This window comes from Streptomyces krungchingensis, from assembly GCF_054729265.1.
Genome location: NZ_JBPUKY010000001.1, coordinates 5,214,804 through 5,240,942, shown reverse-complemented (window position 1 = coordinate 5,240,942; position 26,139 = coordinate 5,214,804). Strand labels below are relative to the sequence as shown.

At 72.3% G+C, this 26,139-nt stretch carries 22 protein-coding genes; 9 read left to right on the top strand and 13 right to left on the bottom strand.

Translation table 11 applies throughout. The annotated features are described in order from the left end of the window. Positions 1-14: 14 nt before the first annotated feature. The 8 genes from pstS to ACSYGO_RS23005 form a co-directional block, all read right to left on the bottom strand. On the bottom strand, positions 15-1,148 hold the full coding sequence (gene pstS, locus ACSYGO_RS23040; protein ID WP_426679133.1) for a phosphate ABC transporter substrate-binding protein PstS: 1,134 nt from the start codon (positions 1,146-1,148) through the stop codon (positions 15-17). 383 nt (positions 1,149-1,531) lie between these two features. After that, positions 1,532-1,954 (bottom strand): NUDIX hydrolase, encoded by a 423-nt coding sequence (locus ACSYGO_RS23035; RefSeq protein WP_426679112.1) that lies wholly within the window; start codon positions 1,952-1,954, stop codon positions 1,532-1,534. A gap of 10 nt (positions 1,955-1,964) precedes the next feature. Further along, entirely contained in the window at positions 1,965-3,023 is a 1,059-nt protein-coding gene (locus ACSYGO_RS23030) for a CHAD domain-containing protein (protein ID WP_426679111.1), read from the bottom strand. Next, positions 3,004-5,235, bottom strand: a complete 2,232-nt coding sequence (locus tag ACSYGO_RS23025) for an RNA degradosome polyphosphate kinase (RefSeq protein ID WP_095935293.1) — start codon at positions 5,233-5,235, stop codon at positions 3,004-3,006. The genes ACSYGO_RS23030 and ACSYGO_RS23025 overlap by 20 nt, the downstream gene beginning before the upstream one ends. 300 nt (positions 5,236-5,535) lie before the next feature. Continuing rightward, on the bottom strand, positions 5,536-6,510 hold the full coding sequence (locus ACSYGO_RS23020) for a hypothetical protein (protein ID WP_460387475.1): 975 nt from the start codon (positions 6,508-6,510) through the stop codon (positions 5,536-5,538). Further along, a complete protein-coding gene (locus ACSYGO_RS23015) occupies positions 6,507-7,460 on the bottom strand; it encodes a hypothetical protein (protein ID WP_460387473.1) in 954 nt (317 codons plus the stop codon). Before ACSYGO_RS23015 ends, ACSYGO_RS23020 begins: the two co-directional genes overlap by 4 nt. Then, the gene (locus ACSYGO_RS23010; RefSeq protein ID WP_460387471.1) at positions 7,457-8,380 is read right to left on the bottom strand and encodes an ABC transporter ATP-binding protein; all 924 of its coding nucleotides are present in this window, start codon (positions 8,378-8,380) and stop codon (positions 7,457-7,459) included. The genes ACSYGO_RS23015 and ACSYGO_RS23010 overlap by 4 nt, the downstream gene beginning before the upstream one ends. Then, positions 8,377-8,775, bottom strand: coding sequence for a GntR family transcriptional regulator (locus tag ACSYGO_RS23005; protein ID WP_460387469.1), 399 nt, complete (start codon positions 8,773-8,775; stop codon positions 8,377-8,379). The genes ACSYGO_RS23010 and ACSYGO_RS23005 overlap by 4 nt, the downstream gene beginning before the upstream one ends. A 123-nt stretch (positions 8,776-8,898) precedes the next feature. On the opposite strand from ACSYGO_RS23005, the gene ACSYGO_RS23000 reads away from it, so the two are divergent. The 5 genes from ACSYGO_RS23000 to ACSYGO_RS22980 all read left to right on the top strand — a co-directional run bounded on the left by ACSYGO_RS23000 (position 8,899) and on the right by ACSYGO_RS22980 (position 13,613). Then, on the top strand, positions 8,899-9,441 hold the full coding sequence (locus tag ACSYGO_RS23000) for an RNA polymerase sigma factor (protein WP_095935224.1): 543 nt from the start codon (positions 8,899-8,901) through the stop codon (positions 9,439-9,441). Then, positions 9,438-10,310 carry a cupin domain-containing protein gene (locus ACSYGO_RS22995; protein WP_426679107.1) on the top strand — a complete coding sequence of 291 codons (873 nt, stop codon included), beginning with the start codon at positions 9,438-9,440 and terminating at the stop codon, positions 10,308-10,310. Before ACSYGO_RS23000 ends, ACSYGO_RS22995 begins: the two co-directional genes overlap by 4 nt. Positions 10,311-10,456: 146 nt before the next feature. Continuing rightward, positions 10,457-11,317: an ABC transporter ATP-binding protein gene (locus tag ACSYGO_RS22990; RefSeq protein WP_426679132.1), complete on the top strand. Its 861-nt coding sequence runs from the start codon at positions 10,457-10,459 to the stop codon at positions 11,315-11,317. After that, complete coding sequence (locus tag ACSYGO_RS22985) at positions 11,314-12,879, top strand: ABC transporter permease (RefSeq protein WP_460387467.1); 1,566 nt, start codon at positions 11,314-11,316, stop codon at positions 12,877-12,879. Before ACSYGO_RS22990 ends, ACSYGO_RS22985 begins: the two co-directional genes overlap by 4 nt. Then, on the top strand, positions 12,867-13,613 hold the full coding sequence (locus ACSYGO_RS22980; protein ID WP_460387466.1) for an ABC transporter: 747 nt from the start codon (positions 12,867-12,869) through the stop codon (positions 13,611-13,613). Before ACSYGO_RS22985 ends, ACSYGO_RS22980 begins: the two co-directional genes overlap by 13 nt. On the opposite strand, the gene mshD is transcribed toward ACSYGO_RS22980, so the two are convergent. After that, on the bottom strand, positions 13,591-14,517 hold the full coding sequence (mshD, locus tag ACSYGO_RS22975; protein WP_359488820.1) for a mycothiol synthase: 927 nt from the start codon (positions 14,515-14,517) through the stop codon (positions 13,591-13,593). The genes ACSYGO_RS22980 and mshD overlap by 23 nt on opposite strands. A gap of 278 nt (positions 14,518-14,795) precedes the next feature. Between mshD and ACSYGO_RS22970 the strand changes: the two genes are divergently transcribed. From ACSYGO_RS22970 to ACSYGO_RS22960, 3 genes are all read left to right on the top strand, one after another. Continuing rightward, positions 14,796-16,595: a bifunctional metallophosphatase/5'-nucleotidase gene (locus tag ACSYGO_RS22970; RefSeq protein ID WP_460387464.1), complete on the top strand. Its 1,800-nt coding sequence runs from the start codon at positions 14,796-14,798 to the stop codon at positions 16,593-16,595. Between the two features lie 256 nt (positions 16,596-16,851). Beyond that, the gene (locus tag ACSYGO_RS22965) at positions 16,852-16,980 is read left to right on the top strand and encodes a hypothetical protein (protein WP_426679103.1); all 129 of its coding nucleotides are present in this window, start codon (positions 16,852-16,854) and stop codon (positions 16,978-16,980) included. A gap of 175 nt (positions 16,981-17,155) precedes the next feature. Continuing rightward, positions 17,156-18,925 carry an ABC transporter ATP-binding protein gene (locus ACSYGO_RS22960; protein ID WP_460387462.1) on the top strand — a complete coding sequence of 590 codons (1,770 nt, stop codon included), beginning with the start codon at positions 17,156-17,158 and terminating at the stop codon, positions 18,923-18,925. 1,237 nt (positions 18,926-20,162) lie between these two features. Here the strand turns inward: ACSYGO_RS22960 and ACSYGO_RS22955 are convergent. The 4 genes from ACSYGO_RS22955 to ACSYGO_RS22940 form a co-directional block, all read right to left on the bottom strand. Beyond that, positions 20,163-21,662, bottom strand: a complete 1,500-nt coding sequence (locus tag ACSYGO_RS22955) for a sensor histidine kinase (protein WP_432175746.1) — start codon at positions 21,660-21,662, stop codon at positions 20,163-20,165. Next, complete coding sequence (locus tag ACSYGO_RS22950) at positions 21,659-22,390, bottom strand: response regulator transcription factor (RefSeq protein WP_095935216.1); 732 nt, start codon at positions 22,388-22,390, stop codon at positions 21,659-21,661. Before ACSYGO_RS22950 ends, ACSYGO_RS22955 begins: the two co-directional genes overlap by 4 nt. 176 nt (positions 22,391-22,566) lie before the next feature. Beyond that, positions 22,567-22,773 carry a hypothetical protein gene (locus tag ACSYGO_RS22945; RefSeq protein WP_426679100.1) on the bottom strand — a complete coding sequence of 69 codons (207 nt, stop codon included), beginning with the start codon at positions 22,771-22,773 and terminating at the stop codon, positions 22,567-22,569. A gap of 62 nt (positions 22,774-22,835) precedes the next feature. After that, on the bottom strand, positions 22,836-24,032 hold the full coding sequence (locus tag ACSYGO_RS22940; RefSeq protein WP_432189325.1) for a S1C family serine protease: 1,197 nt from the start codon (positions 24,030-24,032) through the stop codon (positions 22,836-22,838). A 345-nt stretch (positions 24,033-24,377) separates the two neighbouring features. Here ACSYGO_RS22940 and ACSYGO_RS22935 point away from each other — a divergent pair, with 345 nt between their 5' ends. After that, entirely contained in the window at positions 24,378-26,132 is a 1,755-nt protein-coding gene (locus tag ACSYGO_RS22935) for a trypsin-like serine protease (protein ID WP_460387459.1), read from the top strand. Positions 26,133-26,139: the final 7 nt, after the last annotated feature.

Sequence of the window (26,139 nt, the reverse complement as noted above, 5' to 3'; positions counted from 1 at the left end):
GCCGCACACTCGGGTCAGCTCAGGTTCGAGACGGTGGAGCGAACCTTGGTGATGATCTCGGCGGGGATCGGCGCGTACTGCGCGTCGGTCAGGAGCTTCTGACCGTCCTCGCTCGCGATGTAGTTGAGGAAGGACTTGGTGGCGGCCAGGGTGTCGGCCTTGTTGCCCTTCTCGCAGACGATCTCGTAGGTGACCAGCGTGAGCGGGTAGGCGCCCTCGGCGGTCGGCTTGTAGTTCAGCTCCAGGGCCAGGTCGTTGCCGACGCCGGCGACCTTGGCGGTGGAGATCGCCTTGGTGGCGTTCTCGACGGTGGCCTTGACCGGGGTGGCGGCCTCCGTCTTGAGGTCGACGGTGCTGATGCCCTCAGCGGCGTACGAGAGCTCGAAGTACGAGATCGCGCCCGCGGTCTGCTTCACCTGCTGGGCGAGGCCGGAGGAGCCCTGAGCGGACTGGCCGCCCTTCGCCTGCCAGGCCTTGCCGCCCGAGTACTTCCAGTCCGACGGGGCGACGGCCTTCAGGTACTTGGTGAAGTTGTCCGTGGTGCCGGACTCGTCCGAGCGGTGGAACGCCTGGATCTTGGTGCTGGGCAGCTTCGCGTCGGGGTTCAGCTTGGCGATCGCGTCGTCGTCCCACGTCTTGATCTTGCCGTCGAAGATCTTGGCGATCGTCGAGGCGTCCAGGACGAGGTTGTCGACACCCGGGAGGTTGTAACCGATGGCGATGGGGCCACCGACCATGGGCAGGTCGACCGCGGCGTTGCCGCCGCACGCCTTCTTGGCCGCGGTGGCCTCTTCGGGCTTGAGGGGCGAGTCCGAACCGGCGAACGCGGTCTGGCCCTGGGTGAACGCCGTGACACCGGCGCCCGAACCCGTCGGGTTGTAGTTGATCTGGACGTCCTTGCAGGCGGCCGTGAAGGCCTTGACCCAGGCGTCGATCGCGTTCTTCTGGGCGGAAGAGCCGGAGGCCTGGAGCTGGCCCTTGGCGTCGTCGCACTTGATGGCGCTGTTGTTGCTGGCCGCCGACGAGCTGCCGCCACCGTTGTCCTTGCCGGTGTCGTCCGAGCCGCACGCCGTGAGGGCCAGGGCGCCGGAGACGGCGACAGCACCGAGCGAGAGGGCGCGAAGCCGGTTCTTGCGCTGAAGCTTCACTTTCGGGAGTTCCTTCCAGGAGCCGCCGTCAGGTTGGCGGCGTGCGAGGTTCGGTGTCATGCGGAGGCTCCGTCGAGAAGGCGCTCCGCACCGGGTAAGGCCGAAATTAGGCAGAACAGGTGAAGCCGCCGATGGCCATAAGTGAACGGGGGGTGAACCCCTGCGGACGGTGCGGTGAGGTCACGGAACGCTTACGTCGAGGACACAGGTCGGTTTCCGGCAACTCGGATTCCACCGACAACTCTAGGCATATGCGCAAAATCATTCAGATTTCGTTGTGAACAGCTCGGCGCCGTACAGAACGGCGATCGCCCGGTACATACACGCTGGAGCGGGCGGTATGTACCGGGCGGAGGCCGGTCCCCTGCCGGGAGCAGGAGTCCCTAGGCCAGGTGCAGCACGTCCGGCAGGGCGTCGACCAGGTCGCGGTCCCGGGACTGGGTCAGCCGGTGACGGGCCGCCGTGGGGGAGAGCCACAGGACACGGTCGACCTCGCGGTTCGGCGTGAAATGGCCGTCCACCGCCTCGGCCGCCCAGTAGCGGACCTCCTTGGGGCGGCCGCCGACGAGGTAGCGGAGCGCGGGGAGGGCGGCGCCCGGGGCGGCGACGTACCCCGTCTCCTCCTCCACCTCGCGGACCGCCCCCGTGAGCGGGTCCTCGCCGCGCTTCAGCTTGCCCTTCGGGTGCGACCAGTCGTCGTACTTCGGCCGGTGCACGAGGCAGATCTCCAGTTCCCCGTCGAACGGGGAGCGGCGCCACAGGACGCAGCCCGCCGCGCGGATGGTGTCGTCTGCCGTGGATGCCATGGGGCCTCCCTCAGGGGGTGCGTACGGCTTCCTTCTGCCATGCCTGCTGGAAGGCGAACCGGGCCGCCTCCACCTCGTGCCGCTGGTCGGCGTGGAGCACACCGAGCGCGTACGCCGTCGCCGGGGCGATCCGCGGGGTGCGCGCCGCCGCGGCGGCGGCCGAGGCCGCCTCCGCCGCGTCCCGGTGCCGGTTCAGCGCCTGGCCCGCGGCGAGCAGCCGCACGTCCACCGGGCACTCCTCGCCGTACAGCACCTCGCGGGCGTAGCGGTGCAGCCGCAGCAGCAGCCGGACCTGGTGCCACGGCGCGTCCTGCGGCTGCGGGGCGGTGTCGGCGGACAGGCCGTGGACGAGTGCCTCCGCGTTGTAGGGGTGGCCCGCGGTGGCCAGCGGCAGCGCGGCGACGGCGTCCGTCAGCCGGTCCTCCGCGGCGGCGGCCGACGGACGCAGGCCGGTGCCGGCCGCGCCGGGCACCAGCGGGACCTCGCTGGCGAGCACGGCGACGCTGTCGGCGACCGCGTGGAAGCGGGAGGAGCCCAGCGCCTGGAGGGCCGCGGAGTGCGCGCGGGTGCGGGCCAGCGTGAGCTGACGGTCCAGCAGGGCGCCCGCCTTCGCCGCACCGACGGTCAGGTTCCCCTTGGGGGCCGCGGGGGCGCCCGACGCGGGCAGGGCGGCGCCGGAGAGCCGGTTGAGGGCCCCGAGCAGCCGCTCCAGCCGGGCCCCGTACGCGTGCTCGCGCGCCAAGGTCCCGGACAGCCAGGCCAGTTCGGGGCGCATGCCCTCCGACCAGTCCGCTTCGAGCAGGGGGCGGAAGGTGTGCAGGCTGCCGCTGATGCGGCGGGCCGAGCGGCGCAGGGCGCGCACCGCGTCGACCGACTCCTGCGAGCCGTTCGCCGCGCCGCCGGTCTCCCGGTGCTGGCGCAGCGAACGGAGGAACTCCGTGGCCTGGGCCCTCAGATAGGCCGCGAGGTCGTCTCCGGTGGGTGTGCCTCCCTGCGCGAGCGGGGCCGGGAGCCGGGGAGAGGACCGGGCCGCGGGGTTGGTGGGGGGATCAAGGTGCTGCTGTGCCACGCCGGCGCCTCCGGGCGTCTATGAGCATCTCCTGGACGTTCCGCAGGGGCTGGCCATCCGCGTCGGTCGCGTGCCGGGTCCACTCTCCGTCGGGGCCGAGGTGCCAGGAGGCGGTGGTGTCGGACATACCGGTTTCGAGCAGCCGGTTGAGGGCCGCCCGGTGGGCCGGGTCCGTGACCCGGACCAGTGCCTCGATCCGCCGGTCGAGGTTGCGGTGCATCATGTCGGCGCTGCCGATCCACACTTCGGGCTCGCCGCCGTTGCCGAAGCCGAAGACCCGGGAGTGCTCGAGGAAGCGGCCGAGGACGGAGCGGACCCGAATGTTCTCGGACAGGCCCGTGACGCCGGGGCGCACCGCGCAGATGCCGCGCACCCATACGTCGACCGGCACGCCGGCCTGGGAGGCGCGGTACAGCGCGTCGATGATCGCCTCGTCCACCATCGAGTTGACCTTGATGCGCACGTAGGCGGGGCGTCCGGCGTTGTGGTGCTGTACTTCCTTGTTGATCCGCGCGATCAGGCCGTCGCGCAGGGACTTGGGGGCGACCAGGAGCCGCCGGTAGGTCTCGCGGCGGGAGTAGCCCGAGAGCCGGTTGAACAGGTCGGAGAGGTCCGCGCCGACCTGCGGGTCGGCGGTGAGCAGTCCGAGGTCCTCGTACAGCCGGGCGGTCTTCGGGTGGTAGTTGCCCGTGCCGACGTGGCTGTAGCGGCGCAGGGTGTCGCCCTCCTGTCGCACGACGAGCGACAGCTTGCAGTGGGTCTTGAGCCCGACGAGCCCGTACACCACGTGGCAGCCGGCCTCCTCCAGCTTGCGGGCCCACTTGATGTTGGCCTGCTCGTCGAAGCGCGCCTTGATCTCGACGAGGACGAGGACCTGCTTGCCCGACTCGGCGGCGTCGATGAGCGCGTCGACGATCGGCGAGTCGCCGGACGTGCGGTACAGGGTCTGCTTGATGGCGAGCACGTCCGGGTCGGACGCGGCCTGCTCCAGGAACGCCTGCACGGAGGTGGAGAAGGAGTCGTACGGGTGGTGCAGCAGGACGTCGCGCTCGCGCAGGGCGGCGAAGATGTCGGGCGCGGAGGCCGACTCGACCTCGGCGAGGTCGCGGTGGGTGCCCGCGATGAACTTCGGGTACTTCAGCTCGGGCCGGTCGAGGGCGCCGATGCCGAAGAGGCCGGTGAGGTCCAGGGGACCCGGCAGCGGGTACACCTCGGCCTCGGAGATCTTCAGCTCCCGGACCAGCAGGTCGAGGACGTACCGGTCGATGGACTCCTCGACCTCCAGGCGCACCGGCGGTCCGAAGCGGCGCCGCATGAGCTCCTTCTCCAGCGCCTGGAGCAGGTTCTCGGCGTCGTCCTCCTCGACCTCCAGGTCCTCGTTCCTGGTGAGGCGGAAGGTGTGGTGCTCGAGGACCTCCATGCCCGGGAAGAGCTCTTCCAGGTGGGCCGCGATGACGTCCTCGATGGGGACGTAGCGGTTCGGGGAGGCCTCCAGGAAGCGGGAGAGCAGCGGCGGGACCTTGACGCGCGCGAAGTGGCGGTGGCCGCTGACCGGGTTGCGCACGACGACGGCCAGGTTCAGCGACAGGCCGGAGATGTACGGGAAGGGGTGCGCCGGGTCGACGGCCAGCGGGGTCAGCACGGGGAAGATCTGGTGCCGGAAGAGCGTGAACAGGCGGGCCTGTTCCTTCTCGGTCAGCTCGCCCCAGCGGACCAGGTGGATGCCCTCCTCCGCGAGCGCGGGGGCGACGTCCTCCTGGTAGCAGGCCGCGTGCCGGGCCATGAGCTCGCGGGAGCGGGCCCAGATCATCTCCAGGACCTCGCGGGGCTGGAGACCGGAGGCGGACTTCGTGGCGACGCCCGTGGCGATGCGGCGCTTCAGGCCCGCCACCCGGACCATGAAGAACTCGTCCAGGTTGCTGGCGAAGATGGCCAGGAACTTGGCGCGCTCCAGCAGGGGGGTGTCCGGGTCCTCGGCGAGTTCGAGGACGCGTTCGTTGAACGCCAGCCAACTGCGCTCCCGGTCCAGGAAGCGGCCCTGCGGCAGGGTGACGCCGTCCTGCGCCGAGTCCTCGTAGGCATCGAGGTCGGCATCGATGTCGGGCTCGAGGTCGGAGACGTTCGCCGCCACCGTGTGCGGGCGGTGCGCGGCTATGGAGCCGACGGACGGCTGCGGGTGCTTGACCGGTGCCTGGGCGCTTGGCTGGTTCATGGACCCATTCTTCCGCGCCGAGGGCGAGACCGGCGCGTCGGAGAGGGCGGGTGGCAGCGCGGCGATGCGGATGATCCGGTTCCGCGTGACCGGCGTACGCTCACTCCCCGTCGCCGGCGTGGGATCGCTCTCCGGCACGAGCTCGTGGTCCGGCGGAGGCGAAGGCTCGGGCACGGCGGGCTTCATTGCTTGAGCGTTGCAAGGTCGTCTGAATCGATGGTTAAGACGACATGACGTGCGGGATATGGCGGAGCGGCTCCCGGACGTCCGTATGCCCGGGAACCGCGTCCGGCCCGCCCCCTACGGGGTGCGGTGGCGCAGGAGCCGGAAGGCGCCCGCGGTGGCCAGGCCCGCGACGGCGAGGACGATGCCGGTCTCCACCAGCTGGAGCGGCCAGAAATGGGCCTCGGGGTGGTAGGTGGCCCAGAAGTCCTTCAGGCCGGAGCGCCGCACGCAGTCCTGGATGTCGGCGGCGCTGTCGGAGCCGACGCAGGTCAGGTCGCCGCCGATGCGCCTGCCGGTGGCGGTGACCACGCCGTGTCCGAGGTCCAGGGAGCTCGCCGGAAGGCGCAGGGCGGCCCGGCCGGTGACCGTGTCGGCGGGCCACAGGCCCGTCCGCACCCGCTCCAGCACGGTGTGCAGCACCAGGACCGCGGCGAGGGCCGCGCCGACGGCGGGCAGGGCCTTCCGGGTCACCAGACCGGCGAGCGCGCCGAGGGCCAGACCCGCCAGGACGTGGGCGACGGCGACCGGGCCGGTGGAGACGAAGACGTCGGGGTCGTACCAGGCCCCGACCAGGTCGGGGTTGTCGTCCTGACGGGCCCAGACGGTGAGGAGCACCGCCGCGGTGGTGCCGGCCGTCAGCAGGACCGCGGGCAGGGCGAGCTTCGCGGCGAGCCAGCGCACCGGCGTCACGGACTGGCTCCAGGCCAGCTGCGCGGTGCCGCTCTCCAGCTCGCGGCCGATCAGGGCGCCGCCCGCCCAGGCGGCCACCGGGAACATCAGGTACGACAGGACGGTGCCGACGGAGTCGATGCCGGCCCCGTACGTCTCGTCGGTGCCGATCGCCCGGAGGGCCGAGCAGCTCGGCAGGCCGGTGCCCGGCGAACCGCACGGGCCGATGGCCGCGCGGGCGTCCGCGCCGATTGCGTACATCCAGACCAGGGTCGTCGCGACGGCGAGCAGGGCGGCGCCCCCGGCGATCAGCGCCGCGCGGTGCAGGCGCAGCACGGTCCAGGTCAGACCGGACGGACGGCGCGGGCTCAGGGCGCTCACGGGGCGGACCTCGTCTTCAGGACGCCGAAGGCGACGGCGACGAGGACGGCGGTGGCGGCCAGCAGGACGCCGGTCTCCAGCAGCTGGCGGGGCCAGTAGTCGGGGGACGGCAGGTACTCGCGGGTGAAGCGGACGACGTCGTGCCGGTCGAGGCAGGCGCGGTCCGAGTAGCAGCCCGGGTCGCGGATCTCGGCGCCGGTGGAGGTGATCGCCCGGCTGCGGACGGACAGTTCGGGCTGCTGGTAATGACCCTGGAAGGGCCAGGAGTTGGCGCGGAACGCGTTGACCAGGAACTGCGCGACGCCGGCGACCGCGAGGGCGGGCAGCGTGCGGCGCAGCACGAGTCCGGCGACCGCGCCGACGGCCAGGCCGAGCAGCGGCGCGGCGACCGTGGCCGGGCCGAGGGAGTAACGCAGGGCGCGCGGTCCGATGCCGGCCATCAGCAGATTGCTGTGGGCGGACCAGAGCAGTTCGTAGAGCAGGACCAGCAGGCTCGTGCCCGCGGTGACGAGCAGCGCGGGCACCGCCAGCTTGGCGGCGAGCCAGCGGGCGGGCGACACGGACTGGGTCCACGCGAGCCGCGCGGTGCCGGTCTCCAGTTCGCGGGCGATCAGCGCGCCGCCCGCGAACACGGCCACCGCGAAGGAGGCGAGCTCCAGCAGGGAGGACGGGGCGTAGAAGAGGTCGTTGTAGGTGCCCGAGAGGTAGGTGGAGGTGATCCCGGAGGACCAGGCGGCCTCGTGCACGCCGGAGTACCCGAACGTGTCGAGCTTCTTCTGCGTGGGGCCGGCGCCGGGCCCGTACAGCCACAGCAGCAGCCCCGCGGTGAGGACGACGAAGCCGGTCCAGATCCACAGCGCGGTGCGATGCAGCCGCAGGACGGTCCAGACCAGGCCGCGGGGGCGCGGCAGGGCGCGGCGCGCGGGGGCCGCGAGGGCGGTGGCGCTCACGGGGTCACCCCCGCCGGGGCCGCGGTCGTGCCCGGGGTGAGCAGGGCCGGGGCCGAGGGGGAACGCAGGTGGGCGAGGAGCAGTTCCTCCAGGGACGGCTCCGAGGTCTCCCAGCCGTCACCGACCGGCCCGTCGCGGCGGATCAGCGCGGTCAGGCCGCGGCCGGTGGCGCGGGACTCGACGACGGTGTGCGGGGCGAGGTCGGCGGGGGTGCCGCGGCCGGTCACCACGCTGTGCGCGTGCAGCAGGTCGTCGATGCCGCCGCCGAGCCGTATCCGGCCGCCGCCCAGGAGCAGCAGGTGGTCGCAGGCGTCGGCGAGTTCGGCGACGATGTGCGAGGACATCAGCACCGTCGTGCCGTGTTCGGCGGCGTCCGCCATGAGCGTGCCCAGCAGTTCGTGGCGGCCCAGCGGGTCGAGGTCGGCCATCGGCTCGTCCAGCAGCAGCAGTTCGGGCCGCTTGCCGAGCGCGAGGGCGAGTGCCACGCGGGTGCGCTGGCCGCCGGACAGGCCCCGGACCCGGGCCTTCGGGTCGAGGGAGCCCTGCTCGACGATCGCGGCGGCGTGCGCGGCGTCCCAGCGGGCCGGGTTGAGCTCGGCGCCCAGGCGCAGCGTCTCGGCGACGGTGAGCTGGGGGTGCAGGGGCTTGTCCTGGGAGAGGTAGGCGATGCGCTCGCGCGCCTCGGCCGGTGCGGTGCCGAGGACGGTGAGCGTGCCGGAGGTGGGCCGCAGCAGTCCGGCGGCGGTGGCCAGCAGCGTGGACTTGCCCGCCCCGTTGGGACCGACGAGGGCGCTCACCCGTCCGGCCGGGAGGCGGAAGGAGCAGTCGTCGAGGGCCGCTGCGGAACGCCTGCCGTACCGCAGGGTGAGCCCGTGCGCCTCGACGGCGACGGCGGGCGGGGTGGTGCGGGTGGAACTCACTGGTCCCCCTTCGGGAAGTGTGCGTCCAGGACGGAGCCGAACAGCGCGGCGACGTCCTCGCGGTCGAGTCCCGCGGCGTGCGCGTCCTTCGCCCAGGCGTCGAGTTCCGCGCGCAGCGGCGAGTCCGCCGGGGCGGCACCGAGGGTCTTGCGGACGAAGGTGCCGAGGCCGCGGCGCGCCTCGACCAGTCCCTCGCGTTCGAGTTCGCGGTAGGCCTTGAGGACGGTGTTCGGGTTGATGGCGGTGGCCTCCACGACCTCACGGGCCGTGGGGAGCTTGTCGCCCGGCTCCAGCAGGCCCAGACGGAGGGCCTGCTTGGTCTGCTGGACGATCTGCAGATAGGTGGAGACGCCGCTGCGGCGGTCGATGCGGTACTCGATGCCGTGGTCCCCCATGGCGAAACCCCCTTTCACTAATTGAGTAGTGAAAGGGTGGTGCAAGACGGTGCCCGGCGTCAAGGCGAAAATTTCGCGGACCGATCCGTGAACCGATCGGCGGGGCTCGTCCGATGAGGGGGTGTGAGGGAAACGAGAAGCGACGGAGAACTGCTGCGGGCCATCGCGGCGGACGAGGACCGTCGCGCCTTCGAGGAGCTGTACCGGCGCTACGCGCCGTGGCTGACCGCGCGACTGCGCGGCCGGTGCGCCGACGCCTCGGTCGTCGACGACGTGGTGCAGGAGACGTTCCTCTCGGTGTGGCGCGGCACCGCCCGCTACCGCGAGGAGGGCGACCCGGCGGGCTGGCTGTGGCGCATCGCCTCGCGCCGGCTCATCGACACGCTGCGCGGCGACGGCGCACGCGGCCGGCTCCGGCAGGCCCTGGCCCGCCTGCGGCACCGCGACGAAGCCTCCGCCGAGGAGCGCGTCCTCGCCGGTGTGGAGCACGGCGACCTGGCCGGCGCACTGACCCGGCTGTCGCCCGAACTCCGGGCGGTCCTCCAGGCCACGGTGATCGACGGACTCACCACCAGAGAAGCGGCCGTCCTGCTGGGGATTCCGCCCGGCACGGTCAAGACGCGGGCGCTGCGTGCCCGCAAGCAGCTGAGGGAGGCGCTGGCATGAGCGCACACGGTACGGCCTGGCACGTGCCGGAGGACGACCTGCGGGCCTACGCGCGGGGCGAGGCCGCACCTCCCCGGCTCTGGTCCACCGACACCCACCTCGCCTCCTGCGCGCGGTGCCGCGAGGCGCTGGCCGCGTTCAGCGACCCGGTCGCCCTGGACGCCGGCTGGGAACGGCTCGACGCCGAGCTGGACGCCCCGCGGCCGGGCCTCGTCGAGTCGCTGCTGGTCCGCGTCGGCGTCGCCGAGCACACCGCGCGGCTGCTGGCGGCCACGCCGGTGCTGCGCCGCTCCTGGCTGGGCGCGGTCCTCGCCGTGCTCGTCATGACGGTGGTGGCGGCCGACGCGGTGCGGACCACGGCCACGCCCACGATGTTCCTGGCGCTCGCACCGCTGCTGCCGCTCGCCGGGGTCGCCCTGTCCTACGGGCCCCTGCTCGACCCGACGTACGAGATGGCGGTCGTCTCCCCGACCCACGGCTTCCGGCTCCTCATGATCCGCACGGTCGCGGTGCTCACGGTGAGCCTCGGCCTCAACGGTCTCGCCACCCTCGCCCTCCCCTCCTACGGGCTGCGCGCGCTGGCCTGGCTGCTGCCCGCCCTCGCCCTCACCGGGAGCGGCCTCGCGCTGACCCCCCGGCTCGGGCCGGTCCTCGCGCCCTCCCTGGTGGGCGGCGCGTGGATCGCGGTGCTGATGGCGGCACGGTCGACGGCCGAGGCGCACGCGACGCTCGCGCCGTTCACCGCGGCGGGACAGGGCGTCGCCGCGGCCGTCGCGGTGCTCGCCACGGGCCTGCTCTACCTCGTGCGCGACCGGTTCGACGCCTCCCGCGTGCCCCTCACCGACACCTTCCGCGGCGGCACGGCGTGACCACGCCGGCCACCGCCGCCGACCGCTCCACCCATGTCTCCCGCGGGCGCGCCGCGTGACCGCCGCTCCCGTCCACCTCACTCCTCCGACAGGGGCGCCGCGTGACCGCCGCCCCTGACCACCACTCCGACAGGAGCCCCCTGCGCATGCCGCCCACCGTCTCCGCCTCCGGCCTGACCCTCCGCTACGGCGGAACCGTCGCCCTCGACGACGTCTCCCTGCGACTGGCCGAAGGTGTCACCGGACTGCTCGGCCCCAACGGCGCGGGCAAGACCACCCTGCTGCGGGTCCTCGCCACCGCGGTGCCCGCCGACCGGGGAGCCTTCACCGTCCTCGGGCACGACCCCGCCGGCCCGTCCGGCCGCCTGGACGTCCGGCGCCGGCTGGGCTACCTGCCCCAGACACCCGGCTTCCACCAGGACTTCTCCGCCTTCGCGTTCGTCGACTACGTGGCGATCCTGAAGGAGATGACGGACCGCACCGCCCGGCACCGCGAGGTGCGACGTGTGCTGGACGCCGTCGACCTGTCCGACGTGCGCGGCAAGCGCATCAAGAAGCTGTCCGGCGGCATGCGCCAGCGGGTCGCGCTGGCCGCCGCACTCGTCGGCGACCCGGGCTTCCTCGTCCTCGACGAACCGACCGTCGGCCTCGACCCCGAACAGCGCATGCGCTTCAGGGAGCTGATCGCCCAGGCGGGCGAGGGGCGCACCGTCCTGCTCTCCACCCACCAGACGGAGGACGTCGCGATGCTCTGCCACCGCGTGATCGTCATGGCCTCGGGCCGGGTCCGCTTCGAGGGCACGCCCGCCGAGCTGACCGCGCGGGCGGCCGGCCGGGTCTGGAGCAGCACGGAACGCGACCCGGGCGCCCGCGCCGGATGGCGTACGGGCACGGGCAGCTTCCGCAACGTCGGCGACCCGCCCCCGGGCGCCGAACTTCTCGAACCGACCCTGGAGGACGGCTACTTGCTCACCCTCGACGGCGAGACCGCGGAGGTGGCCGCATGAGCGCCGCCGACACGATCGAACGGACGGCCCCCACGGGGGTGGAGCCGACCGCGCCCGGACAGGGCTCCAGGACGCGCGCCGTCCTCGCCCTGGCCCGCTTCGAAGCCCGTGAACTGCTCCTTCAGATCCCGGTGTTCGCCTTCCTCGTGCTGTACGTCGTCTACACCGGCTGGCAGACGTTCTCCGGCCGGGAGGGCATGGACGACTTCCCCGTCCTCCAGGACGTCGACCGCGACACCCAGTCGGGGCCCATACTCCTCGGCGTCGCGCTCTTCGTCTGCGCCAACCGGGCCGTGCTGCGCTCGCGCCGCCGGGACACCGACCGCCACCTCGACGTCCTCCCCATGGAGCCCTGGCGGCGTACGGTCGCCCACGGGCTGTCCGTCGTGCCCTTCGCCGCCGTCACCGCGCTGGTCGTCACCTTCCAGTTCACCTGGGCGGCGCTCAAGCCCGGCGCCGTCGGTCACGGATCACCGGCCGAACTGGCCGTGGGCCCGCTGTCGGTGCTCCTCTCCGGCATCCTCGGCGTCCTGGCCGCCCGGCTGGTGACCAGCTCGTTCGCCGCACCGCTCCTCGTCGTCGGCATCGTCGCCTTCGGCACCCTGGTCTCCGTCGGGGCGAGCGACGCGCACTGGGAACGGTGGCTGTGGCCGAGCGTCTCCGAGATGGGCCGCACCGCGCTCCCGTCCGACCTGATCGGCCGCCCGGCCGCCTGGCACGCGCTGTACCTGTCCGGGCTCGTGGTGCTGCTGCTGTGCCTCGCCGTACTGCGGGGCGGCGGCCGGACGCGCACCACTGTCGCCGTGACGGCTCTCGCCCTCGTCGCGACGGGCGCCGGGATCGCCGGGCAGTCTCCGGGCGACCCGGCCTCGCTCGCCGCCGCCCGCACCGAGGCGACCGTCACCCCGCAGAAGGTGCAGTCCTGCGTCACCCACGGCAGGTCGACGTACTGCGCCTACCCGGAGTGGACCGGCCGCACCGCCGACTGGGCACACGTCGTCGACGGCGTCCAGTCCCTCGCGGGCGGAGCGGCCGGCGGCGAGCGGCTGACCGTGCGCCAGCGGGTCGACGCCCGCTACGGCCTGGACGGCGACGCGGCACTCGACCCGTCCACCACCCGTGGCACCGTCACCGTCGGCACCCGGTGGGGCGGCAACCGCACCCCCGAGTTCGCGGTCGGCGTCGCCTCGGTCCTCGTCGCCGGCGACGAGGAGTCCGGCGGCACGATGTGCGACGCCCGCGGCGTGACGGCCATGTGGCTGGCGCTGGGCGCGCTGCCCCACCCGACGACCGCGTTCACGAACGTCACCCTCGACGACCACGTCGACGGCGCCGAGGTCATCCTGGCCCCCACCAACCCGATCTCCCTGACCTCCGAACAGACCCGGATCGTCCAGGAGTTGCTCAAGCGCCCCCGCTACAGCGTCGTCCCCAAGGTGAAGGCGCACTGGGCGGAGCTCACGTCCCCCAGGACGTCCACGGCGCGGGCGGCCGAGCTCCTCGGGGTCCCCGCGGGCGACGGCGGCACAAAGACCTCGGACGGTGACTCGTGCGGGGGCTAGAAACGGCCGCCGCGGCGGGGCCCGCGCCCTCTGCCGGAGGAGGCGCACCGACCCCCGCGGGCACGGCGCCCGGCGCGGGCCCGTACGCCGTGGCCGGCGCGCTGCTGCCGCCCCTGTGGCGCGCCCTGCCCCGGGCGGCCCTCACCACCGGTGCCGTCCTGGCTCTGCTCCTGACCGCCCTGCCCCGGCTGCTGTCCACCGAGCCCGACCCGTGGCTGAGCCTCAACGTGCTGCGGGCCGCCGCACTCACCCTCGGCCTGGGCCTGGCCTTCCTGCTGGACGACCCGGCCCGGCACACCACCGCGCCGGTGCCGACCCGGCGGCCGGTACGCGTCGGGCTGCGGGTCGCGCTCGTCGCCCCGCTCGTGGCGCTGTGCTGGACGGCCGCGCTGCTGCTGACGCCGGCGCGGGTGCGGCCCCCGGTCGGCGCGGTCACCCTGGAGGCGGGCGCCCTGGCCCTCCTCGCGCTGGCCGCCGCCTCCCTGGCCGTGCGGTGCACGGACGCCGCCGAACCGGGCGTCGTGGTGTCGGCCGGGCTGCTGGGCACGGTCTGCGCCGCGGCCCTGCTGCTGCCCTACCGCTGGACGCTGTTCCCGTCGGCCGACGACCCGGCCTGGGGCGACGCGCACCAGCGGTGGGCGTGGCTGCTGGCCGGCGCGGCCGTGACGGTCGCGTACGCAAGCACGGAACCCGTCCGCCGCCGGCGCGTCCTCAGGACTCGGTCCGGTACATGAGGTCCGTCTCGTGGGTCACGAAGCCGAGCCGCTCGTACACCGTCACCGCCGCCTTGTTGTCGGCATCGACGTAGAGCATCGCGGTGGGCAGGCCCTGAGCGGCCAGATGACGCAGACCGATCGTGGTCAGCGCCTTGCCCAGGCCGCCGCCCTGGGAGCCGGGGCGCACACCGAGGACGTACACCTCGCCGATCTGCTCCTCGGCGTGCACCTTGGTCCAGTGGAAGCCGACCAGTTCGCCGCTCTGGAAGGCCAGGAAGAACCCGGAGGGATCAAACCACGGCTCGGCCATCCGGTCGTCCAGGTCCCGCTGGGTGAGGGAGCCCTGTTCGGGGTGGTGGGCGAAGGCCTCGGAATTGACGGCCAGCCAGGCGGCGTCGTCCCGGCCGGGCACGAAGGCCCGGACGTTCGTACCGTCCGGGAGCTTCGGCTCCCCGAGGTCCATCCCCTCCAACGGCCGCCGCATCTGGCGCAGTTCGCGGAACAGCGTGAGTCCGAGGACCTGCGCCAGATGCCGGGCCGCGGAGTGCCCGCCGTGCGCCCACACCCGCAGCCGCTTCCCCGACTCGGCCAGCAGCGCGGAGCCGAGCGCCCGGCCGTGCCCGTGCCCGCGGTACGCCGGGTGCACGACCAGCTCGGCGGCGGGGGCCTCCACCGGATCGGTGTCCTCCAGCTGCGCGTACCCGACCAGTTCGGGACCGACGGTCAGCAGCAGATGCCGTACGCCCTCCCGGGGCCCGCCCTTCAGCTGGAGCCGTCCCTGCTCGGACACCGCCTGCTGGCCGTCGGACCGGGCGGCCTCCGCGAGCAGCCCGAGCACGTCCTCCGCCTGGGCCGGGGTGAGCTCGGAGAAGGTCTGGATGGAACGCGAGTGCGCAAACGGTGCGGTGTCGTCGCTGGTCATGCATACGAGGGTACGGCCCGGTGATTTCCGGACAAGGAGTTGAGCGCGGCGGATGTCGATCGTGGCGGGCCGTCCGGGCGGCCGTGGTCGGGCGGAGGCCGTCTCCCGGCGAACCGATGGCAACCAGTCCGTAACCGCTAACCCCCTGTTGCGCTACGCGCGTTGAATCTAAGGTGCGTGCACAAGCCACAGCCGTCCCACAGTTCTCGTGGTTCCGGCGGACCGCCCCCGCGGTGGTCCTCGCTCCGCAGTTCTCACCGGTCTCCAGGGGGGATCCCATGCAGCCGACGCCCCGGCACAGACGTACTCATCGCATGCTCGCGGCAGCGGCAGGACTGGCCACCGTCGGTGCGCTGGCCTCCGCGATGCCCGCGAGCGCCGGCCAGGACACGGCCACTCCGTCGCACCACAAGGGCAGCGGCCGCTACCAGGACGTGCAGTTGCTGTCCTTCAACGACCTGCACGGCAACCTGGAGCCGCCGTCCGGCTCCTCCGGCCGCGTCACCGAGCGGCAGGCCGACGGCACGACGAAGACGATCGACGCGGGCGGCGTGGAGTACCTCGCCACCCATCTGCGCGAGGCCCGCAAGAACCACAAGTACTCGATCACGGCCGGGGCCGGTGACATGGTCGGCGCCTCCCCGCTGATCTCCGGGCTCTTCCACGACGAACCGACGGTCGACGCGCTGAACAAGCTCGACCTGGACGTGACGAGCGTCGGCAACCACGAGTTCGACGAGGGTGCCAAGGAGCTCGCACGGCTCCAGAACGGCGGCTGCCACCCGAAGGACGGCTGCTACGACGACCACGCGAAGTTCCGCGGCGCCGACTTCCCCTACCTCGCGGCGAACGTCACCGACGAGAAGACCGGCAAGCCGATCCTCGCGCCGTACTGGGTGTGGCGGAAGAACGGCGTCAAGGTCGGCTTCATCGGCGTGACCCTGGAGGGCACTCCGAACATCGTCTCCGCCGAGGGCGTCAAGGGCCTGAAGTTCGGCGACGAGGTCGAGACGATCAACAAGTACGCCAAGGTGCTCCAGCGCCAGGGCGTGAAGTCGATCGTCGCGCTCATCCACGAGGGCGGCGCGCCCGTCTCGCAGTCGTACAACTACGACTGCGACAGCCCCGGCCCCGGCGACGGCATCTCCGGCCCGATCGTCGACATCGCCAAGAACGTCACGCCGGCCGTGGACGCGCTCGTCACCGGCCACACCCACCAGGCGTACGCGTGCACGATCGACGACCCGGCGGGCAACCCCCGCATGGTCACGTCGGCGTCCTCTTTCGGCCGCCTCTACACGGACACCACGCTGACCTACGACCGCTGGACCGGGGACATCGCCCGTACGGCGGTGAAGTCCGCGAACCACGTCGTCACCCGTGACGTGGCGAAGGCCGCCGACATGACGGCGCTGATCGGCAAGTGGAAGACCCTCTCCGCCCCGATCTCCTCGCGTCCCATCGGCTACATCGCCGGAGAGATCGGCAACGCCGGCACCGAGTCCCCGCTCGGTGACGTGATCGCCGACGCGCAGCTCGCCCACGCCAAGTCGCTCGACCCCGAGGCCGATCTCGCGCTGATGAACCCGGGCGGCATCCGCGCCGGTCTCACCTACGCCGCGAGCGGCGGCGAGGGCGACGGCGTGGTGACGTACGGCGAGGCGTACACGGTGCAGCCCTTCTCCAACACCGTGAACCTCGTGAACCTGACCGGTGCGCAGCTGATCACCGGGCTCCAGCAGCAGGTCAGCGGTGCCAACGAGGCCGCGCCGAAGATCCTCCAGGTCTCCGGCGGCCTCACCTACACGCTGGACCTGACGAAGACGGGCGCCGCCCGTGTCGTCACCGACTCGATCAAGCTCAACGGCGCCGCCATCGACCCGGCCGCCACCTACCGCGTCGCGATGAACTCCTTCCTCGCGGGCGGCGGCGACGGCTTCGCCGAGCTCGGCAAGGGCACCGATGTCCTCGTCGGAAGCGACGACCTGGCGGCCTTCGAGTCCTTCCTGACGGCCAACTCCTCGGCCACCAACCCCTACCCGGTGCCCGCGGCGAACCGGATCACGGTTCTGAAGTGATCGCACCGATCATGGAATGCGCCTGGGAAATGGCCTGTCTGTTTCCCAGGTAAGTTCCAAGTGAGGCCGGTAATAAGTTCTGTGTGAGTGGCGGCTCGGTTCCGCCGCCACTCTGAGAATTACTTTCAGTCGTAATTCATCGAGGTCTCAGCAGAATTGGCGATTTCAGGGTCCGGGCTCCCGTAATGTTTTCCATGTCGAAAGCGAACAGCGCGAACGACAAAGGGAATTCACCCACAGGGAAGAAGGAGAACCCATGAGCTTCCACAAGATCGCCCCGGTCAAGAAGCACCGCAAGGCCGCTCCCAAGCCTGCGCCGAAGCCCGTCGCGAAGAAGGCCGCCGCCGCGCCGAAGCCGCGTCCGGTGGGCCGGCAGGGTCGCTAGCAGCAGCCGCGAGGCGGGGTCCCGGAATTGTTCCGGTGGCCCCGCCTCGGCCGTTTCCCGGGTTCATTCCGGGATTGACATGGGCTTTGCGCGGGTCTGGCGCGGCCCCGTACGGCACCGAATCCAGGTCGGTCTGCCGGGTGTCTGCCCTGCGGGGAAAGGGAGTTGAGAAGTCATGCGGGAAGTTCGGGAGGCGTTCGCGCGGTTCTGGCCGCTCACGCGCGGGGACCGCACCTGGCTGGTGCTGATCACCGGCTGCGTGGTGCTGGCCGCGCTCGCCGAGACGGCGTCCATCCTGCTCTTCGCGGATCTCACCGACCACGCGCTCGGGGCTGGGTCGGTGTCCGCGTTCTGGGGGCCCGCCGGCGCCTGGCTCGGTGTTGCGGTGCTCGGCGCGCTCGTCGGCTACCTCGGCAACTCGCTCGCCGTGTGGACCGCCGAGAGGTTCGTGCTGCGGCTGCGCGCGGCCGTTTTCCGGCACGTCCAGGAGCTTCCCCCGCACTTCTTCCGGCGCCACCGGCGGGGCGACCTGGTCGAACGGCTCACCGGCGATGTCGAGGCCATCGAACGGATGGTCGTGTCGGGTGTCGTCGGGACGGTCTCGGCCGCGTTCTCGGCGCTCTTCTACGCGGCCGCCGCGCTCTGGCTCCGCTGGGACCTGGCGCTCGTCACCTTCGTCCTCGCGCCGCTCTTCCTCGTCGCGGCGCGCCGCTTCTCCGGGCGGATCAAGGCGGCCTCCCAGGAGGAGCGGGCCGCCGACGGCGCGATCACCTCGGTCGTCGAGGAGGCGCTCGGCAACGTGGTGCTCACCCAGGCGTACAACCGGCGGCGCGCCGAGGAGAGGCGGCTCGACCGTGAGGCGCGCGCCTGGATGCGGGCGTCCGTGCGGGGGGCGCGGGCGAGCGAGAAGTACGAGCAGCTCGTCGAGGTTCTCGAGACGCTGTGCGTGCTCGCGGTGATCGGCCTCGGGGCCTGGGAGATCTCCCAGGGGCGGATGTCCCTCGGGCAGTTGCTCGCCTTCGCCGCGTTCCTCGGCTACCTGTACCCGCCGGTGCGGACGCTCGGCCAGCTGGGGCTCACCGTCACCGCCGCCACCGCGGGGGCCGAGCGGCTCCAGGAGATCCTGGACGCCGAGCCCGCCGTCCGCGACCCGGCCGAACCGGTGCGGGCGTGGCCCGTGAACGGTCGGGTCGGGCTGCACGGCGTCTCGTTCCGTTACCCGGGGGACGAGCGGGACTGCCTGCGTGAGGTGACCTTCACGGCCGGACCCGGTGAACTCGTCATCGTCACCGGCCCCAGCGGCGCCGGGAAGTCCACGCTCTCCAAGCTGCTGACCCGCTTCTACGACCCGACGGCCGGGGTGATCCGTCTCGACGGCGTTCCGCTGGGCGACATGTCCCTGGAGTTCCTGCGCGAGAACGTGACGCTGCTGCCCCAGGAGACGCTCGTCCTGCACGGCACGATCCGCGAGAACATCGCGTGCGGCCGGCCGGGGGCGTCGGTGGAGGCGATCGAGCAGGCCGCGGTGGACGCGTTCGCGCACGACTTCATCAGCGCGCTGCCCGACGGGTACGACACCGAGATCGCGCCCGGTACGGCGACGCTCTCCGGCGGCCAGCTCCAGCGGATCGCCATCGCCCGCGCCATGCTGCGCGCCGCGCCCGTCCTCGTCCTCGACGAGCCGACGGCCGGGCTCGACTCGGTCGCCGCACGCAGGGTGGTCGGGCCGCTGCGCCGCCTGATGGCGGGCCGGACGACCGTCATGATCACGCACGACCTGTCACTGGCGCCCGACGCGGACCGCATCCTCGTCGTGGACGGGGGACGCCTGGTGGAGTCGGGCACCCACGAGGAACTGATCGCCCACGACGGCACGTACGCACGCCTCGCCGCACCGGACCTCGCCGCCGCCGCTCCGGTGGGTGGGTCGGGTCCGTGCCGGTGATCCGCCGGTTGCAGCCGTCGTGTCGTCCGGTGGCCGTTTCGCCTCCGGACCGTTTCGCCTTCGGTTCGGTGGGTGGGTCGGGTCCGTGCCGGTGATCCGCCCGTTGCAGCCGTCGTGTGGTCCGGTGGGTCAGTGCGGTGGGTTGGTGTTGCCGTCTGCAACGGGCATTTGATGCACCGGCACGGCCCCTTCTGTGAGAGGGCGACTGCGGGTGCGTCCGGGGTACGGCCCCTGCGGGGAGAGGGCGGGGAGAGGGCGGGGGCGGGCGCGGGTGGGTGTGAATGGGGTGCGGGTGCGGATACGGACACGGGTGTGAGTGGGTGCGGGGGCGGGTGCGCGTGGGGCCAGGGAGCAGCCACGGCCCGTCCGGCGGCAGCGTCGGCGCCGTGTCCGGCAGCGGTTCCCGTCCCGCCCGGCGGCGGTTCCCGTCCCGCCCGGCGGCAGCTCCCAGCCGTCCGGCGCCGGCTCCTGTCCCGTCCCGCCTTGAGGGCAGGGAGCCACCTTCAGCCCGTCCGGCGTTTGAGGACGAGGCCGTTCAGGCCGATCTGGTCCGGCGCCGGGTGGCTTACGAGTTCCGGTGGGCCTCTCCTGGCTCGTCCCGCCTGGGAGCGGAGGGAGCCACCTTTCAGCCCGTCCGGCGTTTGAGGACGAGGCCGTTCAGGCCGATCTGGCCCGTCGCCGGGTGGCTTACGAGTTCCGGTGGGCCCCTTCTGGCCGGTCCCGCCTTGAGGGCAGGGAGACACCTTTCAGTCCGTCCGGCGTTTGAGGACGAGGCCGTTCAGGCCGACGGGGGTCTGGGGGCGGAGCCTCCAGGGGATGGGTCGGGTAGGGGCGGCGGGGGCGAAGAAGCGTCGTGAGCCCGCAGCAGCGCCGGGCGCGATGGGCAGGGAAGCCCGGATGAGCCGGGTGGGCCGGAAGTATCCGAGGGCGACGCGGTGTCCCGGTGGACCGGAGGGTCAGGCGGGCTGGGGCACCCAGGTGGACCGAATTCCCAGGAGGGCCGGGCACCCAGGTGGACCGAATTCCCAGGAGGGCCGGGCACCCAGGTGGACCGAATTCCCAGGAGGGCCGGGCTACCCCAGTAGACCGATCTCCCAAGCGGGCCGGGCTACCCCGGTGGACCGTATTCCCGGGTGAGCCGAGGACGCCTGGGTGGGCCGGAGTCCCAGGTGGGCCCGGGGTACCCAGGTCGGCCGGGGGCTCGGGCGGGCCGGAGCGTCCAGGTGGGACCGGGGTGTCATTCCGTTTCGTAGGGCTCGAACTTCTCGTACGTGCCGAAGAGTTCCGGCGGCGGCGTCGGCGCCCCTGGCAGCCGAACCGTCGCGACCGTACCGCCCCCCTGCGCGGGCCCGAGCGACACCTCGCCCCCGCACTGCTGCACCGTACGGGCCACGATCGAAAGACCGAGCCCCGACCCGGGCAGCGCACGGGCGGACTGCGAGCGCCAGAAGCGGTCGAAGACGTGCGGGAGCTCCTCCGCGGGGATCCCCGGCCCATGGTCGCGGACCGTCAGCTCGCCCTCCTTCAGCACGACCTCGATCGTGCCGCCCTCGGGGCTGAACTTCACCGCGTTGTCGAGGATGTTCACGATGGCCCGCTCCAGCGCGGCGGGCTCGGCCTTCACGAACCAGGGCTGGAGGTCCGCCGTGATCGTCAGCTCGGGCCCGCGCAGCCGGACCCGGCGCAGTGCCGCCTCGACGGTGTCCTCCAGGGCGACGAATTCGAAGCGGTCGGCGGGCTGGCCGGAGTCCGACCGCGACAGCGTCTGGAGGTCGCCGATCAGTGCCGCCAGCTCGGTCATCTGCGCGGTGACCGAGGCGAGGAGCGCCTTGCGGTCCGCCGGGGGGAGCGGCCGGCCGGTCTCCTCGCTGCGGGAGAGGAGCTCTATGTTCGTCCGCAGCGAGGTGAGCGGCGTCCGCAGTTCGTGACCCGCGTCGGCGATGAGCTGCTGCTGGAGGTCGCGGGAGCTGGCGAGCGCGGACGTCATCGAGTTGAAGGAGCGGGACAGCCGGGCGACCTCGTCCTCGCTGTCCTCCTCCACGGGGATGCGGATGGTGAGGTCCTCGGTGCGGGCCACGTGCTCGACGGCCTCGGTGAGCCGGTCCACGGGGCGCAGCCCGGCGCGGGCGACGGCCAGCCCGGCCGCCCCGGCGCCGACCACTCCGACGCCGCCGACGACGAGGAGGAACACGGCCAGCTCGCTGAGGGTGGAGTTGGTGCCGCTGAGCGGCAGGGCGTTCAGGACGGCGGCGTCCGCCACCACGGTCGGCCGCCCGTTGGGCCCGTCGATCGTCAGGGGGGCCGTCAGTACGCGTACGGGGTTGCCCTTGGTGTCGACGCCGTTGCGCAGGATGCCTTCGTCGCGGACCGGGTTCTTGGCCAGGTCGGTGTCGCTGTCGGTGACCTTGACGGTGCCGAAGGAGTTCGAGGAGACGCAGGACTCGCCGTCGACCTTGACCACCTGGAGGTAGTACTCGGTGTTCGCGCGGAGCTCGCCCGGATCCGGTGCCTGGTCGCTCTGCTCGGTCTGGCCGCAGTTGGCGATGCTGTCGACGATGGCGGGCCGCATGGGGTGGCTGGCCTGCGACTTCAGCTCGCTGTCGACCTGGTCGTACAGCTTGCCGCGCACGATGAACCAGCACGTCACGGAGACGGCGGCCACCGCGAACGCCACCGCCGCCGCCACCAGCAACGCCAGTCGCGACCGCAGCGGCAGGGCCCGGAACCTGCGGATCACTCCGCGCCGCCGGACCTGAGGACGTAGCCCACGCCCCGCACCGTGTGCACCAGGCGCGGCTCGCCGCCCGCCTCGGTCTTGCGGCGCAGGTACATGACGTACACGTCGAGGGAGTTGGACGAGGGCTCGAAGTCGAAGCCCCAGACCGCCTTCAGGATCTGCTCGCGGGTGAGGACCTGGCGCGGGTGGGCCATGAACATCTCCAGCAGGGTGAACTCCGTGCGGGTCAGTTCGACGGGGCGGCCCGCCCGGGTGACCTCACGGGTCGCCAGGTCCATCCGGAGGTCGCCGAAGACGAGTGCGTCGTCCTCCTGGGTGCCGACCGCCGCCGCGGCGTACGAGCTGCGCCGCAGCAACGCCCTGACGCGCGCGAAGAGCTCGTCGAGCTCGAAGGGCTTCACGAGGTAGTCGTCGGCGCCGGCGTCCAGGCCGGTGACGCGGTCGCCGACCGTGTCGCGCGCGGTGAGCATCAGGATCGGCGTGGTCGTCCCCGCGCCGCGCATCCGGCGTGCCGCGGTCAGCCCGTCCATGCGCGGCATCTGGATGTCCAGGACCACCAGGTCGGGCCGGCAGGCCGTCGCCTTCTCCAGGGCGTCCGCGCCGTCGACCGCGACCTCGGTCTCGTACCCCTCGAAGGCGAGGCTGCGCTGGAGTGCTTCGCGCACGGCCGGCTCGTCGTCGACGATCAGGATGCGCTGGGGGTCACGGTCGCCATCGGCGGGGCTCATGGGCGTCGGTTCCTAGGGGGTGCGGTGGGACGGGGCTCGACTCATTCAGCCTCGCACGTTTCCGGGCGGGGGCGGAGAGGACCGGCGGGCCGCCGGAGGCCCGCCGGTCGGGGCGTGCGGCCCTCCGGTGCGTACGGCGGACCCGTCCGGTGCCGGCCGCGGGGCGGGCACGGCGGTCAGCCCCGCAGTGCGTCCAGCCGGTGCAGGCGCACTCGGCGGAGGTGGGTCCGGGTGGCGGGGGTGCGGAGGCCCATCAGCTGCGGCGCGATCTCGGGCGCCCGGGTAGCGGTGGGGGCGTGCAGTTCCCCGACGACCGCCAGGGCCAGGTCCAGCTTGGCCGGATCGATGCCGGCGACCGTCGCGTGCGCTATCTGCTTGATCATGACGAACCTCCTGGATCGGTGCCCCTCGGGGGGCGGTGGTGCACGCTCGTCCGGGCGTGCGGTCAGCTGTCCGAGCCACCTGCCCGCAGATCGGCCAGGTCTGCCTTGACGGTGTTGATCGGGATGGCGAAGCCGAGGCCGACGCTGCCCGCGCTCGACGAGGAGGACGAGTCCGAAGCGGCCGAGTACATCGCCGAGTTGATGCCGATGATGTTGCCGTTCATGTCGATCAGGGCTCCGCCGGAGTTGCCCGGGTTGAGCGAGGCGTCGGTCTGGAGCGCCTTGTACGTCGTCGTCGACGACCCGGTGTCGCCGTTGAACTCGCGGCCGCCGAACTCGAACGGCCACCGGCCGCCGCCGTCGCCCTGCTGCTGGCCCTGGCTCTCGTCGGTCGAGACGGTCACGTCACGGTCGAGCGCGGAGACGATGCCGCTGGTGACGGTGCCGGTCAGACCCTCGGGGGAGCCGATCGCGACGACCTGGTCGCCGACCTGGACGCCGTCGGAGTTGCCGAGCGTCGCGGTCTTCAGACCGGACGGCGCGTCCTCCAGCTTGATCAGTGCGAGGTCCTTCTTGCTGTCGGTGCCGACGACCTGCGCGGTGTAGGACTTGCCGTCGCTCAGCTGCACCTTGATCGACGAGGCGCCGGAGACGACGTGGTTGTTGGTGATGATCTCGCCGTCGGTCGTGATGATCACGCCCGATCCGGTGGACGAGCCGGCGTTCGAGGTCGCGCCGATCTCGACGATGCTCGGGCCGACCGCCTTGGCGACCCCGGCGACCGTGCCCTTCTGGCTGGTGGGCACCACGCTGGTGCTGGTGCTGCTGGAGGCCACGGTGTCGTTGCCTGCGAGTTCCTGGATGCCGTACGCGGTGCCGCCGCCGATGGCCGCGGCGACTATGGCGACCGCCGCGAGCAGGGCCAGGGGGCCCTTGGCGCGCTTCTTCGCGGGCGCGGCCGGCTCGGCCTGGACGGTGGCGAACGCCGCGGTGGGAGCGGAGTCCGGCTCCGGGTACGCGGTCCAGCCGCCGTGGCCGTCGCCTCCGTCACCGCCCTGACCGGTGCCCGGCCATACGGTGGTGCCCGGCTCGACGGCGTAGGGCCCGGCCGGCTCGTACGCCGGCGGCGGAGGCCACTCCGGGTTCACCGGTGAAGAGGCGTGCTGCTGCTGATGAGCCGCCCCCGGGTGCAGGGGGTGTGCCGGCTGGTGGTCGTCGCCCTGGGGGTGGTCGCCGCTGCGGCGGAAGCTCTCGGTCATGCAATTGAGAGTGTCCCCGGATCATGAGAGCTCCCTGAGTGTGCCCTGAGAAGCCCGACAGAACCTCGTATGCCCGATATAAAGGCCCGCGAGCCCGGGAAACAGCGGGTTGCGTGAGGGTGATGACACGGAGGGCGACGGACGAATACTTGTCCGACCGCTGTGAAGGCCGTGTGCACAGGGACTCCTGAGGCCTACGCTCTCCGCGCCGGAGGGGGGCTCCGCGGTAGGCCTGAATCGATGCAGCGACTGCTGTCGCGTCATTCGGGCCGGTGCGTCGTACGCCCTTCCCGGGCCTTTCACGACACGGAACACCACCACACGCACCCACTTCAGGAGCCCCGAGTGATACGTGCCCTGCGCGGTCGCTTCAGACGCCCCGCCACGGCGTTGCCCACGGCCGCTCTCGCGCTGGCGCTGACCTGCGCCGGAGCGGTCGCGGCGCAGCCCGCGACCGCCGCCGACAACCCGGCCGGACTGCCCGACGCGAACGTCGCCCAGTCCGTGAACCCCGCCCCGACCGCCTCCGACAAGGAACTGCACCGCCGGGTGGTCGAGGCGGCGAAGGACCAGGCGACCCCGGAGACGGACCCCAAGAAGACGCCGTTCATCATCGGCGGCAGCGAGACGACGATCTCGAGCGCCCCGTGGATGGTCCAGCTCGCCTACTACGACGACACGACGGGCGCGGGCTACTTCTGCGGCGGCACGCTCGTCGCCCCGAACAAGGTCCTGACCGCGGCGCACTGCGTCGCGGGCCTCGACTGGAAGAAGAACGGCGCGGTCGTGGCCGGCACCGCCGACCTGTACGACGGCACCAGCGGCACGGTCGCGGGCGTCTGGCGCCAGTGGAACCACCCGCGCTACAACGAGGACACCATCCAGCACGACATCGCTGTCCTCACCCTCGACCGTCCGCTGGACCAGCAGTGGATGCGTCTGGCCGCCGCCAACGACACCCCCTGGTACGCCCCGGGCAGCACCGCCACCGTCTACGGCTGGGGCCTGACCTCCGGCGCCGAGGGCGCCGATCTGTCGGCCAAGCTCCGCAAGGTCGACCTGACCGTGCGGGACGACGCCACCTGCGACTCCGCCATGCGGGACGTCCTCGGTGAGGACGACTTCATCGAGGGCTCGATGTTCTGCGCCGGCACCCCGGCCTCCGGTACCGACGAGGGCACCAAGAGCCCCTGCAACGGCGACTCCGGCGGCCCGGTCATCTCCGCGGGCAAGGTCATCGGCATCGTCTCGTGGGGCGTCTCGGGCTGCACGGCCAAGGGCGCCTTCCCGGTGTTCACCAAGGTGTCCTCGTACACCTGGGCGGCCCAGCCGCGGATCGACGACACCGACCTGTCCTTCGACGGCAAGGCCGACATCCTGGAGCGCACCCCCTCCGGCGGGCTGTTCGAGCAGGACAGCAAGGGCACCTCGCTCGCCCAGCGCGCCTTCCAGGGCAGCGGATGGCAGGGCATCAGCTGGGGCCTGCAGGCAGACCTGGACCGGGACTTCTACCAGGACCTGATCGTCCGCGACAAGGGCGACGGCAAGCTCTACCGCGACTACCTGGACCACTCCACCGGCGAGTTCACGTGGATGCAGATCAGCTCGGTGTGGGGCGGCTACAAGTCGTACGCCATCCCCGGCGACATGACCGGTGACGCCCGCCCCGACCTGGTGGCGGTGGACGCCGACGGCTCGGTCTACCTCTACCCGGGCAAGGGCAACGGCCAGTTCTACGGGCGCGTCAAGGTCGTCGACAAGTCCTGGAAGAACGTCAAGATCTTCGGCCACGGCGACCTGTCCGGTGACGGCCGCGCCGACCTGCTGGTCCGCAACAGCTCGGGCGTCCTGTACCTCTACCGGGGCACCCAGCAGGAGCACACCCCCTGGTCGACGCGGATCCAGGCGCGTACGGGCTGGAACTTCACCTCGTACGTCGCCAACGGCGACGTGACCGGTGACGGCATCGCCGATGTCGTGACCCGCGACTCCGGCGGCAAGCTGTGGCTCTACCCGGGCACCAACAAGGCCTCCAGCAGCCTCTTCGGCTCACGGATCGGCCTGGGCAGTGGCTTCAACCAGTACAACCTGCTGTTCTGAACCGTCC

Coding starts and splice junctions, on each gene's coding strand:
- ACSYGO_RS23035 (WP_426679112.1), bottom strand. CDS start 1,954: ATGGCATCCACGGCAGACGACACCATCCGCGCGGCGGGCTGCGTCCTG.
- ACSYGO_RS23025 (WP_095935293.1), bottom strand. CDS start 5,235: ATGAACCAGCCAAGCGCCCAGGCACCGGTCAAGCACCCGCAGCCGTCC.
- ACSYGO_RS23005 (WP_460387469.1), bottom strand. CDS start 8,775: ATGGGGGACCACGGCATCGAGTACCGCATCGACCGCCGCAGCGGCGTC.
- ACSYGO_RS22995 (WP_426679107.1), top strand. CDS start 9,438: ATGAGCGCACACGGTACGGCCTGGCACGTGCCGGAGGACGACCTGCGG.
- ACSYGO_RS22990 (WP_426679132.1), top strand. CDS start 10,457: ATGCCGCCCACCGTCTCCGCCTCCGGCCTGACCCTCCGCTACGGCGGA.
- ACSYGO_RS22985 (WP_460387467.1), top strand. CDS start 11,314: ATGAGCGCCGCCGACACGATCGAACGGACGGCCCCCACGGGGGTGGAG.
- mshD (WP_359488820.1), bottom strand. CDS start 14,517: ATGACCAGCGACGACACCGCACCGTTTGCGCACTCGCGTTCCATCCAG.
- ACSYGO_RS22970 (WP_460387464.1), top strand. CDS start 14,796: ATGCAGCCGACGCCCCGGCACAGACGTACTCATCGCATGCTCGCGGCA.
- ACSYGO_RS22965 (WP_426679103.1), top strand. CDS start 16,852: ATGAGCTTCCACAAGATCGCCCCGGTCAAGAAGCACCGCAAGGCCGCT.
- ACSYGO_RS22960 (WP_460387462.1), top strand. CDS start 17,156: ATGCGGGAAGTTCGGGAGGCGTTCGCGCGGTTCTGGCCGCTCACGCGC.
- ACSYGO_RS22950 (WP_095935216.1), bottom strand. CDS start 22,390: ATGAGCCCCGCCGATGGCGACCGTGACCCCCAGCGCATCCTGATCGTC.
- ACSYGO_RS22945 (WP_426679100.1), bottom strand. CDS start 22,773: ATGATCAAGCAGATAGCGCACGCGACGGTCGCCGGCATCGATCCGGCC.
- ACSYGO_RS22940 (WP_432189325.1), bottom strand. CDS start 24,032: ATGACCGAGAGCTTCCGCCGCAGCGGCGACCACCCCCAGGGCGACGAC.